The sequence below is a fragment of the Enterococcus sp. AN402 genome (assembly GCF_040719405.1).
Lineage (GTDB): Bacteria > Bacillota > Bacilli > Lactobacillales > Enterococcaceae > Enterococcus > Enterococcus faecalis.
Genome location: NZ_JBFDTM010000004.1, coordinates 2,524,396 through 2,539,080, shown reverse-complemented (window position 1 = coordinate 2,539,080; position 14,685 = coordinate 2,524,396). Strand labels below are relative to the sequence as shown.

Annotated in this window: 18 protein-coding genes; 16 read left to right on the top strand and 2 right to left on the bottom strand. The window is 36.6% G+C overall.

Going from position 1 to position 14,685, the window contains the following annotated elements:
* Complete coding sequence (gene ruvB / locus AB1I62_RS13840; RefSeq protein ID WP_002381340.1) at nucleotides 1–1,017, top strand: Holliday junction branch migration DNA helicase RuvB; 1,017 nt, start codon at nucleotides 1–3, stop codon at nucleotides 1,015–1,017.
* 122 nt (nucleotides 1,018–1,139) lie between these two features.
* Here the strand turns inward: ruvB and AB1I62_RS13835 are convergent, their stop codons facing one another.
* Nucleotides 1,140–1,577 carry a hypothetical protein gene (locus AB1I62_RS13835; RefSeq protein WP_104859594.1) on the bottom strand — a complete coding sequence of 146 codons (438 nt, stop codon included), beginning with the start codon at nucleotides 1,575–1,577 and terminating at the stop codon, nucleotides 1,140–1,142.
* A gap of 212 nt (nucleotides 1,578–1,789) precedes the next feature.
* Between AB1I62_RS13835 and AB1I62_RS13830 the strand changes: the two genes are divergently transcribed.
* The 3 genes from AB1I62_RS13830 to AB1I62_RS13820 all read left to right on the top strand — a co-directional run bounded on the left by AB1I62_RS13830 (nucleotide 1,790) and on the right by AB1I62_RS13820 (nucleotide 6,466).
* The gene (locus tag AB1I62_RS13830) at nucleotides 1,790–2,488 is read left to right on the top strand and encodes an N-acetylmannosamine-6-phosphate 2-epimerase (RefSeq protein ID WP_002370615.1); all 699 of its coding nucleotides are present in this window, start codon (nucleotides 1,790–1,792) and stop codon (nucleotides 2,486–2,488) included.
* Nucleotides 2,489–2,664: 176 nt separating this feature from the next.
* Nucleotides 2,665–5,004, top strand: coding sequence for an alpha-glucosidase (gene ygjK, locus AB1I62_RS13825; RefSeq protein WP_367019355.1), 2,340 nt, complete (start codon nucleotides 2,665–2,667; stop codon nucleotides 5,002–5,004).
* 544 nt (nucleotides 5,005–5,548) lie between these two features.
* Nucleotides 5,549–6,466: a helix-turn-helix transcriptional regulator gene (locus tag AB1I62_RS13820; protein ID WP_104859596.1), complete on the top strand. Its 918-nt coding sequence runs from the start codon at nucleotides 5,549–5,551 to the stop codon at nucleotides 6,464–6,466.
* Between the two features lie 41 nt (nucleotides 6,467–6,507).
* Here the strand turns inward: AB1I62_RS13820 and AB1I62_RS13815 are convergent, their stop codons facing one another.
* Nucleotides 6,508–7,161 (bottom strand): Crp/Fnr family transcriptional regulator, encoded by a 654-nt coding sequence (locus AB1I62_RS13815; RefSeq protein ID WP_002356081.1) that lies wholly within the window; start codon nucleotides 7,159–7,161, stop codon nucleotides 6,508–6,510.
* Nucleotides 7,162–7,434: 273 nt separating this feature from the next.
* Between AB1I62_RS13815 and AB1I62_RS13810 the strand changes: the two genes are divergently transcribed.
* The 12 genes from AB1I62_RS13810 (at nucleotide 7,435) to AB1I62_RS13755 (ending at nucleotide 14,681) form a co-directional block, all read left to right on the top strand.
* On the top strand, nucleotides 7,435–8,328 hold the full coding sequence (locus tag AB1I62_RS13810) for an SDR family oxidoreductase (RefSeq protein WP_002356084.1): 894 nt from the start codon (nucleotides 7,435–7,437) through the stop codon (nucleotides 8,326–8,328).
* Between the two features lie 12 nt (nucleotides 8,329–8,340).
* Complete coding sequence (gene amaP, locus AB1I62_RS13805) at nucleotides 8,341–8,913, top strand: alkaline shock response membrane anchor protein AmaP (protein WP_104859597.1); 573 nt, start codon at nucleotides 8,341–8,343, stop codon at nucleotides 8,911–8,913.
* A gap of 12 nt (nucleotides 8,914–8,925) precedes the next feature.
* Nucleotides 8,926–9,117 carry a DUF2273 domain-containing protein gene (locus AB1I62_RS13800; protein ID WP_002356087.1) on the top strand — a complete coding sequence of 64 codons (192 nt, stop codon included), beginning with the start codon at nucleotides 8,926–8,928 and terminating at the stop codon, nucleotides 9,115–9,117.
* A gap of 12 nt (nucleotides 9,118–9,129) precedes the next feature.
* Nucleotides 9,130–9,642: an Asp23/Gls24 family envelope stress response protein gene (locus AB1I62_RS13795; protein ID WP_002383483.1), complete on the top strand. Its 513-nt coding sequence runs from the start codon at nucleotides 9,130–9,132 to the stop codon at nucleotides 9,640–9,642.
* 58 nt (nucleotides 9,643–9,700) lie between these two features.
* A complete protein-coding gene (locus AB1I62_RS13790) occupies nucleotides 9,701–10,261 on the top strand; it encodes an Asp23/Gls24 family envelope stress response protein (RefSeq protein ID WP_002356090.1) in 561 nt (186 codons plus the stop codon).
* 23 nt (nucleotides 10,262–10,284) lie between these two features.
* Nucleotides 10,285–10,527 (top strand): GlsB/YeaQ/YmgE family stress response membrane protein, encoded by a 243-nt coding sequence (locus AB1I62_RS13785; protein WP_002356092.1) that lies wholly within the window; start codon nucleotides 10,285–10,287, stop codon nucleotides 10,525–10,527.
* Between the two features lie 165 nt (nucleotides 10,528–10,692).
* Nucleotides 10,693–11,208, top strand: a complete 516-nt coding sequence (locus AB1I62_RS13780; protein WP_104859598.1) for a hypothetical protein — start codon at nucleotides 10,693–10,695, stop codon at nucleotides 11,206–11,208.
* Nucleotides 11,209–11,247: 39 nt separating this feature from the next.
* The gene (locus AB1I62_RS13775; RefSeq protein ID WP_048738072.1) at nucleotides 11,248–11,763 is read left to right on the top strand and encodes a hypothetical protein; all 516 of its coding nucleotides are present in this window, start codon (nucleotides 11,248–11,250) and stop codon (nucleotides 11,761–11,763) included.
* A gap of 39 nt (nucleotides 11,764–11,802) precedes the next feature.
* Nucleotides 11,803–12,318: a hypothetical protein gene (locus AB1I62_RS13770; protein ID WP_016626247.1), complete on the top strand. Its 516-nt coding sequence runs from the start codon at nucleotides 11,803–11,805 to the stop codon at nucleotides 12,316–12,318.
* A gap of 154 nt (nucleotides 12,319–12,472) precedes the next feature.
* Nucleotides 12,473–12,988, top strand: coding sequence for a hypothetical protein (locus tag AB1I62_RS13765; RefSeq protein WP_048738075.1), 516 nt, complete (start codon nucleotides 12,473–12,475; stop codon nucleotides 12,986–12,988).
* Nucleotides 12,988–14,379, top strand: a complete 1,392-nt coding sequence (locus AB1I62_RS13760) for a DUF2974 domain-containing protein (RefSeq protein ID WP_202574146.1) — start codon at nucleotides 12,988–12,990, stop codon at nucleotides 14,377–14,379. The genes AB1I62_RS13765 and AB1I62_RS13760 overlap by 1 nt, the downstream gene beginning before the upstream one ends.
* A complete protein-coding gene (locus tag AB1I62_RS13755; protein ID WP_016630651.1) occupies nucleotides 14,376–14,681 on the top strand; it encodes a hypothetical protein in 306 nt (101 codons plus the stop codon). Before AB1I62_RS13760 ends, AB1I62_RS13755 begins: the two co-directional genes overlap by 4 nt.
* Nucleotides 14,682–14,685: the final 4 nt, after the last annotated feature.

The following is a 14,685-nucleotide window of genomic DNA, read 5'->3' as shown; positions in this document are numbered from 1 at the left end:
ATGACAGAAGAAGAACGGTTGCTTTCAGCTGCAAGTCAAGAAGCAGAAGCTTCAATTGAAAAATCGTTACGTCCACAATTTTTAGCACAATATATTGGTCAAGACAAAGTAAAACAAGAACTAACGATTTATATTGAAGCGGCGAAAAATCGGAATGAAGCGTTGGATCATACCCTTCTTTATGGTCCGCCAGGTTTAGGGAAAACGACAATGGCGATGGTCATCGCCAATGAAATGAATGTGAACATTCGTACCACAAGTGGACCAGCCATCGAACGGGCGGGAGATTTAGTCGCTATTTTGAACGAATTAGAGCCTGGCGATGTGTTATTTATCGATGAAATTCATCGTTTGCCGCGAGTTGTGGAAGAAATGCTGTATTCCGCAATGGAAGATTTTTACATTGATATCATGGTCGGTCAAGGAACCACGGCACATCCCGTTCATTTTCCGTTACCGCCTTTTACTTTAGTGGGCGCTACCACACGGGCAGGGATGCTTTCAGCGCCATTACGAGATCGTTTTGGGATTATTTCTCACATGGAGTATTATCAAGAGCAGGATTTAAAAGAAATCGTTCTTCGTTCCGCGGATATTTTTCAAACGGAGATTTTTGAGGAAGGTGCCTTTGAAATTGCGCGCCGCTCAAGAGGAACCCCCCGAATTGCTAATCGTTTGTTAAAACGTGTCCGTGATTTTGCCCAAGTCCAATCAGATGGCAAAATCGACCGAGCGATTGCAGACAAAGCGTTAACCTTACTGCAAGTGGACCATCAAGGCTTGGATTATGTCGATCAAAAATTGTTGAAAACAATGATTGATTTATACGGCGGCGGTCCAGTTGGTTTAAGTACCTTGTCTGTAAATATCGGTGAAGAAACCGAAACGGTGGAAGATATGTATGAACCCTATCTTATTCAAAAAGGTTTCATTAAACGAACACCACGAGGACGAATTGCAACGCCATTTGCGTATGCACATTTTGGGTATGATTATTTAGAGGGTCGTAAAAATTAAAGGGTTAAATAAGAGAGAAGGGCCTTCAACAGGATATGGTATGTTGAAGGTCTTATTTTTCATTTTTTCAAAGTTTATGTAACGGAATAAATATTCTTTTTTTGATAGACCACTAAAGTATATTAACGAATAATTTTTAAAAGTTTCATCTCTTGATAATATAAATCTTTGTAAGATAAATCAGACAGTTTGCGAGTAACTGTTTTTGATATCGGTTTGTTTTCAAAACCATTTAAAGCGGACAAAATATATAACTTAGTTGTGCAGGTATTTTTAAAATGATTTCGGATGTAGCCAAGAAGAGCGACTGCTGAGGGTGTTTCAATATTTTGATTATCTGACGGTAGAGAACACATAGAGCAAACCTGATAATTCAATGTTTTTAAATAGTTGCTGTATGAAAATTTACCTGGTGGATCACCTTCAAAATCATTTATAAAAAAGAAGAACGCTTTATTTAATAGATTGCCAGTGGGCTTGCTCAGTCCGTTTAAAGTTGTACTGCCTGTAGATAAAGGTTGTTCGCTAGCTAAGTAGATGTATTCTGTCAATTTTATCACCTCTTTCTTATCGATATGAATTATCGTATCATGATATAATCAAATCCGCTATATTTTAAGGTGAAATGCTAAATGGAAACAAAAGAAAGCAAGCGGTTAAGGCTTGCTTTCTTTTGTTTCACGTGAAACGTTTGTTCTTATTTGGGAGAGTGGCATATTTCAGCTGTTGTAGGTATACTGTGTTTGTAATCGCTTTTAAATTGGAGGGATCAATGTTGAATAAAGAAATCAAAGGGGCATTAATTGTTTCTTGCCAAGCGTTGGCAGACGAACCGTTGCATAGTTCTTTTATCATGTCCAAGATGGCTTTGGCCGCTAAACAAGGAGGGGCTAAAGGTATTCGAGCAAATTCTGTGGTAGACATTCGAGCAATCCGGAAAGAGGTTGATTTACCAATCATTGGGATTATTAAACGAGATTATCCTGATGCAGAAGTATATATTACTGCAACTATGCGTGAGGTAGATGAATTAATGGCTGTTCAGCCAGAAATTATCGCTCTCGATGCAACCCATTCGAAACGACCAAATGGCGAAACGTTAGCCACATTTTTCAAAAGAATAAAAGAAAAGTATCCTAACCAAGAATGGATGGCGGATTGTTCCACACTGGAAGAGATGATTGAAGCGGCGGAGTTAGGTTTTGATTATATTGGCACAACGTTAGTCGGCTATACGCCGCAAAGTGAAAATCAGCGGATTGAACAAAATGATTTTGAACTGTTAAGAGAAGCAAAGAAGCATTTTACTACACCAATTATTGCAGAAGGAATGATTGATACGCCAGCAAAAGTCCAACGTGTTCTGGAGCTAGGTGCTTATAGCGTGGTGGTGGGATCTGTTATTACACGACCGCAAAAAATTACTGAAAAATTTGTGGAAGCTACGAAAATAAAACAGAATCAAGCATAAACTAAATACACTATCGATACACTCGTTATTTTTTGATCAATACACTTCGATACGGTCGCTTTTTTCTAGAGAAAGTTGAATCTTTCAATAATAAAAAGGGATACACTCCATTTGGCATAGTCCTTGCTGATAATAAATCAGTGTATAAAGCGCTATCATTTTATAGGAGGGGTTTTATGAAGGGTTTATCAAAAAAGAAACGGGTGTCTACTTGGTTAGCGTTAGGAATCACCGTAGTCAGCTGTTTTGCGTTAAGCGGGGAAGTGCAAGCAAGTGTTGAAAGAACAAAAGTTGATGAATTTGCAAATGTTTTAGATGTGAGTGCATCACCAACCGAACGGACGAATGGCGTATACGATACCAATTATTTTAATAATTTTTCTGATTTAGGTGCATGGCATGGCTACTATTTACCTGAAAAAAGCAATAAAGAGCTACTGGGTGGTTTTGCGGGGCCATTGATTATTGCGGAAGAATATCCAGTAAACTTGGCGGCAAGTTTAAACAAATTAACGGTCAAAAATAAAAAAACGGGAGAAACCTATGATTTAAGCCAAAGCAACCGCATGGACCTGTCTTATTATCCTGGGCGCCTAGAGCAAACCTATGAATTAGACGATTTAACGATTCATTTAGCTTTAATTTTTGTCAGCAATCGAACGGCGCTTATCCAAACGACACTTGAAAACACTGGTGAAGAGCCCTTGTCACTTGGAGCAAGCTGGACAGGTGCGGTCTTTGACAAAATTCAAGAGGGAACGGAAACCTTAGATATTGGCACTCGTTTAACTGCTAAAGACAATGACATTCAAGTGAATTTTGGTGAAGTCAGAGAAACGTGGAATTATTTTGCTACGAAAGACATAAAATATACGATTCATCATGCGGATAAAGTTTCAACAAAAATTGATAATCGGAATTATACAGCAACCGCTGAACCAATTGAATTGAAGCCTAAACAAACGTACAACACCTATACGACAGAAAGCTATACTTTTACAAAAGAAGAAGAGGCAAAGGAACAACAACAAGCACCCGAATATACCAAAAATGCGGCGCGCTATTTCAAAGAGAACAAGCAAAGATGGCAAGGATATCTAGATAAAACGTTTGATCAAAAGAAAACAGCAGAATTTCCTGAATATCAAAATGCGCTAGTCAAATCGATTGAAACGATTAATACCAATTGGCGAAGTGCGGCAGGTGCCTTTAAGCATGACGGGATTGTTCCGTCCATGTCTTATAAATGGTTTATTGGTATGTGGGCTTGGGATTCGTGGAAAGCGGATGTAGCAACGGCTGATTTTAATCCTGAGTTAGCTAAAAATAATATGCGGGCCTTGTTTGATTATCAAATTCAAAAAGATGATACCGTACGTCCACAAGATGCAGGAGCGATCATTGATGCTGTCTTTTACAATCAAGACAGTGCGCGTGGTGGTGAAGGTGGCAACTGGAATGAACGAAATTCTAAACCACCATTGGCTGCATGGGCAGTTTGGCATATTTATCAAGAAACCAAAGATAAGGAATTTTTAAAAGAAATGTATCCCAAACTTGTGGCTTATCATAATTGGTGGTATACCAACAGAGACCACAATAAAAATGGGATAGCAGAATATGGAAGCATGGTCAGTGATGCTCACTGGCAAAAAGACGACAAGGATCAAATCATTAAAGATAAAAATGGCCAACCTAAAGTGGATGATGATGCTGTTATTGAAGCAGCCGCGTGGGAAAGTGGCATGGATAACGCTACACGGTTTGACAAAGAAGGTGTGGGCAAAGGCGACGTTGGAGTTAAAATTTTTGAAAACAAAAATAAAGGAAAAGTAGTGGGGTATTCGATTAATCAAGAATCAGTGGATTTGAATGCGTATCTCTACGCTGAAAAGGGCTATTTAGCTTCGATAGCAGAAGAACTAGGCAAAAAAGAGGACTATAAGAACTATCAAAAAGAAGCGAAGAAACTAAAAAAATATATTCAAGAAAATATGTTTGATGAAAAAACGGGCTTCTTCTATGACTTACAAATAAATGAAGACGGCTCGAAAACAAAATTGTTAGTCAATCGTGGTAAAGGAACAGAAGGCTGGTTGCCGCTCTGGGCAAAAGTAGCGACCAAAGAACAGGCGGCGGCAGTTAAGAAAAACATGATGAATCAAGAAATGTTCAATACCTTTATGCCATTCCCAACGGCATCCAAAGACAATGAAAAATTTGCTGCAACAAAATATTGGCGGGGACCAGTTTGGCTTGATCAAGCCTTGTTTGGTGTAGAAGCTCTTCAAAACTATGACTATACAAAAGAAGCGAAAGAAATGACACAAAAACTCTTCTTACATGCCGAAGGATTGATGGGAGAAGGACCTATTCATGAAAATTATGATCCACTAACAGGGAAGGGCCTAAGTACGAAAAACTTTAGTTGGTCAGCGGCAGCGTACTATTTACTGTATAAAAACACCTTATTAAGTAATAACCCCACAACGCAAACCGCTTTTGAAATAAAATAGAAAAACAGCTCTTGAGAAAATATCTCTCAAGAGCTATTTTTTTTCTTCACTTGCTACAATCTGTTTCCCTCTGATTTAATTAAATGTAATTTATTTGTTTAAATAAATATATTTCATATAATTAAATAAAATATCTAAAAATAAACGATATGTACTTTTATTAAAAATGTTATTTAATAAAAATGAAATATATATTCAATGGAATTGATTGTACAATGGTTAGTGAAGAGTGGGTTTAACGGAACCGAGTAATAAGAAATAAACTAATATTGAAACCAAACATTGCGACACCTCCTGCTCTAAGTTATATTGAATTTCATTATAAGACAGATATCTTAGTTTCTTCAAGAACGAATTAGAAAAGTTTTTTTTAATTTGTTGACGCCTAACAATTATAATGTGCAAAAAAATAATTCAAACAAATATATTATTTGATTGTTTGGTAATATTAAAGTTTGTAAAAATAATTTTTTATAAAATGTTATATTTTAGTTAATAAAAAAATAATACTTAATATTAACTTATTAATAGAAAGGAGCATATTATGGATGTGTTAGAGGCATTAAAGTATTTTAGAAAAAAGAAAAAAATTGCTCAGAAAGATGTTTTACCAAAAAAAGGGAAACAAACCTATCGAAGAATCGAAATTGGTGAAGCCAAGCTAAGTTACGAGGATTTAATGACAGCACTACAGTCACTGGGGATTACCTTTAATGAATTTTTTCATATGGTCTCTGAAACAAGAAGTACGGCTTCATCTAAAATTATGCATCAAATTGAATGTTGTCAAATAGGAGTGAACAATACAAGTGAAAAAAAGAACCTGATTCATTACTTTTATCAATTAGAGCGCAATCCCCACAAAAACGCAGTAGAGATGTCTATTTATACAGATATTAAGCTAACTTTTAGTAATGATTGGGAGGAAATTCCAGAATTTGATGAAACTGATCGAATAGCAATTCTCGCACTTATCTCTAGCAAAAGCTACTATACATATTACGATTATCAAATGGTGACTAATACAGGGGCGTTATTTTCTGAAAACGAAGTCCTTCAGATTCTTGAGCAGATGTTTCCTGTCAAAGATGCTGAATTACGTGATACCCAAACATTAAATGTCGCCTATGGTTTTTACCTAAATATCATTACAGCGCAACTTTATAAGAAAAATTATGCGAAAGCCCGGGAATATTTAGCGCTAGTGAGTGTTACCACGATTCCTGCCGAAATCTACTATATTCATTTTAACTTACGTTATTTAAAAAATCTTACGTATTATCTGTACACTGGCAAAATGAGATATTATAAAGAAGTAATCACCGTTATTGATATGATTGAAAGTTTTGGGGATGCACGTTTGGCGGAAGGCATGAAAAAAGAAATGCTTCAGCTGACGGCTGGTCGGACATTTAATTTAGATTATGGACAATTTCCTGTGAATATTGTCACTGAAAAATAAAAAGCACCCCCGCAAGGTCAAACTTGCGGGGGGTGCTGATGTTAAACAATAATGTTATCTCTAATCATATCTAAATCTTTAATCAAAATTTTGCGGTTACGTAGTTCAATTGCCCCTAACTCTTTTAGTTGCTGCATCATCCGGTTAACGCTACTAGCAGAAGTTATCCCACAAAAATGCGCAATTTCTTCATTGGTCACCACGAAATCAATTAAAATACCTTCCTCTGTTTCTACGCCAAATGAATCGTACATTTCATAGATTTGTGTACAAACGGCCCCAAATTTGCCATTCATCAACATTTGCTGCATCTTTTTCATGGAATGCATTAAACGGTCCCGATAGTATTCTTTGACATACATTTGCAAGTCTTTACTATTATTGATATCCCGCCAAAATTGAACACGGTCGATTTGGTAAAGTTCTGCTTGTGGAGATTCGATGCGAATATTAAAAGGTGCATCAATAAATTCTGAATATTCATCACGTAGCAATGAAACAATTTCCAAATTGTTGATATAACGTAAATTAAATTCACGACCGTCTTTGGAAATAACGCTAGTTTTGATGATGCCACTTTTTAAAATATAGGCATAACGATCTTGCAGTCCTTCATAAGTTAAATAATTTTTCTTCTTTTTTACAACGACTCGAAAGGAATGTTCATCTAAGTAGTCTTGTAAAACATTTCTCATTGGCGGTAACTCCTCAATTATCTCTAAATATTTTTGTTTTTGCCTGTTGGGCTTCTTTCTTATTTAAGCGAATTGGACATCATATGTCAATAACAAATGTTGATAAAAAAGGTCAATTAAACGCTATTTTGAAAAATAAAATCAGCTTTTAGATAATTTTGCCAAAAATTTCGCTTAATGAGTATTAAAAATATTTTTTTTATTTTATGTGCTCAAATATTTTTCAAAAAGAAAAAATTGTATTAAGGTAATAGTAGAAAGGGAGGAGATTTAATGACAGAACCAAACTTAAAAGACCCAAGAAAGTTATTTTATAGTGATGGATTTCCGCAACAAGATCAAGAAACTCCCGCATTACAGGACAAAATGGTCCCTAAACCAGATTGTGGGGAAGACAGCTATGTCGGAAATCACAAATTAGAAAATCGTCGGGTATTAATTACAGGCGGTGATTCTGGGATTGGACGAGCGGCGGCGATTGCTTTTGCTCGTGAAGGCGCAGATATCGCCTTACATTTTTTCCCAGGTGAAGAAAAAGACGCCGAAGAAGTGGCGCACTATATACGAGAAGCTGGCCGAAAAGTCGTTCTTTTGCCAGCAGATTTAAGAGATAAACAAGCACCTGAAAAATTGGTTGCACAAGCTCATGAAGCATTAGGCGGCTTGGATACCCTCGTTTTAAATGCAGCCCAACAAATTTCCTGTGCCGCTATTGAAGAATTACCAATGGAACAAGTGATAGACACTTTCCATGTCAATATTATTGCGATGTTTGGCATTGTCAAAGCAGCAGTGCCTCACTTGCCTGCCGGAAGTAGCATTGTGACAACGACTTCCGTCCAAGCCTTTAATCCCAGTGAGCATTTGTTGGATTATGCAGCAACGAAGGCATCAATTGCCAACTTTACCGTTGGTTTAGCAAAACAACTGGCACCAAAAGGCATTCGGGTAAATGGCGTGGCTCCAGGACCAATCTGGACACCGTTACAGTTAGATCATGGACAACCAATTGAAGAGTTGCCAGAATTTGGGCAACATTCTTTACTGGAACGTGCGGGTCAGCCTGCTGAATTAGCCCCTGTTTATGTTTTCTTGGCGTCCAATGATGCAAGTTATGTTACGGCTCAAGTTTATGGCGTAACTGGTGGAGAAGCAATTAATCTTTAGGAGGGATGTTCCGTGAATAAAGTTGTTAAAATACTTTTGCTTCTAGGTTCACTGATTTTAATGGCATTATTTGGCGCGGTGGCCATCACCACTTGGTCAGCCGATACAGCTTGGCAACCACCAGATAATGTCCAATGGTTCTTGCAAGACAACGAGTACGCACGTCAAGCAATCTTTTGGGTAGCGCTAGTTTTACTAGGAATTATGCTCTTTCTATTTTTATTCATTCTTTTATTCCCAAGAAGAGAAGGCACGTTTGAATTAAAAGAAGAGCAAGGAAAGTTAGTGTTACACCGTAAAGCCATCGAAGGATTTGTACGCTCTAGCTTGCAAGACAGTGACTTTCTGGAAGCACCAACCATTCGTGTAAAGGCGACAAAACGGCGCATTAAGGTCAATGTTAAAGGCACACTGAAACGAACGGCAGATTTAATTGGACAAACAGAAGCTTGGTCAAAAACAATGGAAGAACGGCTTGCTCGTTTGGTGGGAACTGGTCACAAGATTACGATTGATGTTCATTTTGAAGATATTCAATCAATGAAACGACCACAACAACAGCAAACACAAGCACGTGTGGAGTAGGAGGGATGTACAATGGTTGAATGGATAAAACAATATGCCGTTCCGTTAATTGGTGGCCTAGTCGGCTTAGTTTTTGCAATCTTGTTTCTGTCAATCGGCTTCTTTAAAACATTGTTAGTAGTACTCCTGACAGGACTAGGTATTTGGCTAGGTTTGTATTTGGAACAGACAGGCATTGTCAAAAATTATTTTCATCATAAATAGGAGGTTTTGGCTATGGAAAATGCAAATGTATCGATTGTTAAAGGTGAGTTGACGTTTGAGGATAAAGTAATCCAAAAAATTATTGGCATTGCTTTGGAAGAAGTCGACGGTTTGTTAACTGTGGACGGCGGTTTTTTCTCGAATTTACGAGATAAAATGATTAACAGTGAAGATGTTACAACAGGCATTCACACCGAGGTCGGCAAAAAACAAGTCGCAGTGGATATGGACATTGTAGCCGAATATGGGAAAGATATCGAGACCATTTATGATCAAATGAAAGAGGTTATTACTCGTGAAGTCCAACAAATGACTCACTTGGAAGTAATCGAAGTCAATGTCAATGTAGTAGATATCAAAACACAAGCAGAGTACCAAGAAGAAAGTGAAACGGTCCAAGATAAACTTGGCAACGCCGCTGAAGCGACAGGTAGTTTTATGTCAAAACAAACCAACAAAGCCAAACATGCGGTAACTAAAGGCAAGACAAAAGTCAAAGAAAACACGGCACCTCGTGTTCAATAATGGGTTATTATTTTATTAAAAATAAAGCAATAATAGAAGAAACTAGGAGGAATGAACCATGAGTAACGAAAAATTCAATAATGTACCAAAACCAGCAGGAAACGGACCACACACACCAGAAGATCATGCAATCAAAGGTGAATTAACATTTGAAGATAAAGTCGTTCAAAAAATTATCGGTTTAGCCTTAGAAAATGTCGATGGTCTATTAACAGTCGATGGCGGCTTTTTCTCAAATATTGCTGAAAAATTAGTAAACACAGATAACGTCACAGCGGGTATTGATACCGAAGTTGGTAAAAAACAAGTCGCTGTTGATATGGATATCGTGGTAGAATACGGCAAAGATATTCAAGACATTTACGAAAAAATGAAAGAATTAATCAGCCGTGAAGTGAAAAAAATGACCCACTTAGATGTGATTGAAGTGAATGTTAACGTAGTCGATATCAAATCAAAAGAAGAATACGAAGAAGATAGCGAAACGGTTCAAGATAAAGTCACAGGCGCTGCCAAAAGTACCGGTGAATTTGCTTCTGAACAAACAGAAAAAGCAAAAAAAGCTGTGAATAAAGGAACAGAACAAGTCAAAGAAAATATGGAACCACGTGTAGAATAAACAGTTAAAGGGAGGAAACAATCATGGGCTTTATTTGGGCATTAATTGTCGGCGGGGTCATTGGGGCAATCGCTGGAGCAATTACTAAAAAAGGATCATCGATGGGCATTATTGCCAATATCATTGCAGGGTTAGTTGGTTCAACAATTGGTCAAGCCATTTTAGGCACATGGGGACCAAGCTTAGCTGGGATGGCTATTGTGCCATCGATTATCGGGGCAGTGATTTTAGTTGCCATCGTTTCATGGATTTTAGGACGAAAATAGAGAAGATTTTTCAGAAGAGTTTGGGCGATTGTCCAAACTCTTTTTTTTATATTCTTTAATATCATTCAGTTTATTAAAATTGGATTAAATATAGCTTTCCTTTGATAGGTGGTTTTGTTAAAATTTAATTAAAAAGTCGTTGCGTGGCAAAAAGGAGGTGCATCAGTGAAACATAGGAAACAATGGTTAATCGGACTACTCATTATTTTAATCATCGGAATTGGAGGGAAATGGTACATGGACGAACAAGAAAAAGCAAAACTACACGAAATCCAAACAGACTTAGCGAACTATTTGTATAATAACTATCGGATTTATACAAAAAATAAAGAAAAATCGGAAGAAATAAAGAAAAAATATAATCGAGGAAATGGTTCAATAACAGAAAAAGAGTATCTACAAAAAATGAAAAGTATTAGAGAATACTCTGATATCAACAAAATAGAATTTACAAGTTTTTCAGTGGGACCAATGAATAGTTTGGATGTCGAATTTATTATCAATGATGTTTATCCAGATTATACAATATTAGGTACTATCTCAGCAGAAACAGGAAAATTTCGCTATAGTTTTAACACAGGCAACACGATAAATAATTATGTTTTGGAAAGAAAAGAACAGCCAACTTCTGTAACAGTGCTAAAGAATAAAATTATTTATTATGAAGGAGGAATAAAGTAGTGGGCAATTATCGTACATAAAGAACAAGGAGGTGAACAAGTGAGACATAGGAAGCAATGGTTAATCGGACTACTTATTATTTTATTCATAGGAATTGGAGGGAAATGGTACATGGACGAACAAGAAAAAGCAAAACTACACGAAATCCAAACAGATTTAGCGAACTATTTGTATAATAACTACAGACTTTACACAGTAGATGAAGCAAAGGATGAACAGCTAAATAAGGAATACAACAGAGGGGAAGGTAGTTTAACTACGGAAGAATTTCTAAAAAAATCAGATGAATTAAAAGAATACAGCGATATTAAAAAAGTAGAATTTACAAGTTTTTCAATAGGCCCAGTAAACACGTTGAAAGTTTATTTTACCATCAACGATGTTTATGAAGAAGAGGTCAGTTTAGACACAATATCGTCAGAAACTAAGAAATTTATCTATCGAATAACGAATAGTACAGGAAGAGGTCCCTATTATATTGAACAAAAAGATAACCCGACAGAATTAACGATTCCGGAAAATTTAATTATGTATTATGAAGGAGGGATAAAGTAATGGATAACTATCGTACATAAAGACCAAGGAGGTGAATCAGTGAGACATAGGAAGCAATGGTTAGTTGGAATACTCATTATCTTAATCATAGGAATTGGAGGAGCAATGTATATGAACGAAAAAGAAAAAGCAGAATTACACGAAATCCAAACAGACTTAGCGAACTATTTGTATAATAACTATCGGTTATATACAGTGAACGAAAAAGAAGAAGAGAAAATTTTTAAAGAATTTAATAGAGGTAAAGGTTCCCTGACAGAACAAGAGTTTTTTGACAAGCTTGAAAAACTAAAAGAATACTCTGATATCAATAAAATAGAATTTACAGGATTTTCGGTAAGTCCAATGAAAATGTTGAAAGTACACTATACAATAAATAAGAAGCTAAATAAACAGACGTATCTCAACACTATTTCCGCAGAGACAAATAAGTTAGTATTCAAAATCGGTGAGCATGAGGGCGAGGGACCCTATTATCTTGAGAAAAAGCCAACAGCAACCAATTTACCTGTACCAGAAAGTTTGGTTACGTACGATGAAGGAGGGATTCGTTAATGGATCAGAATAGAATCTTATCAGATCAGTCTACGGCGTTCAAAAGAATAAAATAAATACTAAGCTTGAAGGTACTGAATTTATTGTAATCGATGACATATAAAGGAACAAACCAATAAAAATTATCGTACATAAAGAACAAGGAGGTGAATCAGTGAAACATAGGAAGCAATGGTTAATCGGATTACTCATTATCTTAATCATAGGAATTGGAGGAAAATGGTACATGGATGAACAAGAAAAAGCGAAACTACACGAAATCCAAACAGATTTAGCGAACTATTTGTATAATAACTATCGAATTTATACATTTGATGAGCAAGAAAGAGCACAATTAGAGAAGAAATATAATAAGGGAAATGGAGAATTGAGTTATCGAGAGTATTCAAATAAATTAGATGAAATTGTCAAATACTCCGATATTAAAAAAGTAGAATTTACCAGTTTTGCAGTAGGGCCAATGAAAGGTTTAGAGGTCGAATTTATTATTAACGATGTGTATGAAGATAATACAACATTAAGTACTATCTCAGCAGAAACAGGAAAATTTCGCTATAGTTTGGATCCAGGAAATACGAGAAATAATTATGTTTTAGAAGAAAAAGAACAGCCAACTTCTGTAACAATGCCCAAGAATAAAATTATTTATTATGAAGGAGGGATAAAGTAATGGACAATTATCGGAAATTTTCTGAAATAGTATACGGAGTGGAGAAAGAAACAACAAATTCAGGAGATGTTATTAAATACAAAGGGGCGAAGTATCTTGTAATCGATACTATCGACACCGATAAAGATACACTCAGATACGAACATGAACCAAGAAGCAACAGCATGCAAGCTATGACAGTGGCAGAAATCAAAGATGAATATAAAAATGATAAAAATATAAAGGGTGTACCAGGCTATCCCCAATCCGTAATCAACCAAAATCTCACCATTGTCTACGCTGGTACCAAATCATGGCAAGATTGGAAAACCAATTTTCGAGAAATTGGCTTTAATGACAAACACCAAGCTGGAGCGTTCCAATCTGCTTTAACATATGCCAGTCAGATTGAGCGCCAATATTCTCCTGAAGCTGGCTATACAATTAACACGACGGGTCATTCTCTTGGTGGTGCCGAAGCAATTTACGTTGCGGTTTTGAAAGGCTACAATGCCATCACGTATGGTGCGGCTGGTTCAGGATTGACAGACGAACAAATTAAAAACTACAAAGGTCAAATTATTAATTTCTATGATACTTCAGATGCGGTCACCAGCAGTTTTGTAACAGGTGGACAAGGGAAAATTCCTTTTTATAGTTTTGGAGTTGATAATTATAGTGGTGTAATTGTCGGTTGGGTTAAAAAGACGTTCGGCCATGATTTGGATATGTTTAAAACTGATGATGCCGGTAATTATATTGATAAATTTGGCGATATTGCTGTCTATTCAGATGGGCATGGTGGCGTTGCAATCGAGCAAACCATCTTGGCGCAGCAGATTTTAGAAAATAAAAATAGAATCCGTGGGCTGGAGACTTACGACGGCACGAATCCTGAGACATTGGCAGAAATCAACCGTTTAAAAAAAGAAAACAAATGGCTTCAAGAACAACTAAAACAATTTAATCAGTTGAATGAATTACGTGTTTCTTTAACGGCGAGCGGTGGCGGATTATCTAGTAATGAACGGATTTATTTAGAAGATAGTCAAGCTTTAGCGGTTGTTAAAGTCGCCGCATCACAATTTGATGTAGCGATGGAAGAGTGCCTACATATTTACAAAAAAGTGATGCAAGAATTACAAGAAGATTGGGAAAACGGATTGCAACTCATTCAACGACATACACCAGAACTTTCGTATGCAGAAATGAGAGAGGCGATGGATCAAGTCCAATGTACGAAACAAACGATGGTTGACCAAGATCTGGAATATTTCCAGAAAAAATTCAGCAAAATCAATCGTATTAGAACTTCATTTGTTCAATTAACCCAACAAATTACCGCTAAAATAAATGAATTGGTTCAGAGAGATCAAGAATTAGCGAACCAACTGAAAGGAGCCTTAACATGACGACAGCCGATGAGCTAGAAAGATGCCGCAGACAATTGCGGGAGTTAGATGAGCAAGAAATGCTCTTAGCTTCTTATCAGAGAAAAAGCCAACAACTCGCTGAAGAAACCTATTATAACATTCAGTCTGCTATTCGAATGATTGCCGAAAATCAGCAACCACTACAACAAGCGAGACAAGCGCTTGGCCGATTAGAATATGACTTTTCAGAAGAAGTAAGTCATGCTAAGAGAAAACTTTACCGTCAGAGGGAAGAGTTAGAAATAACGTATAGAAAATTAAATGCACAGCGGGAAAGTTAACGAA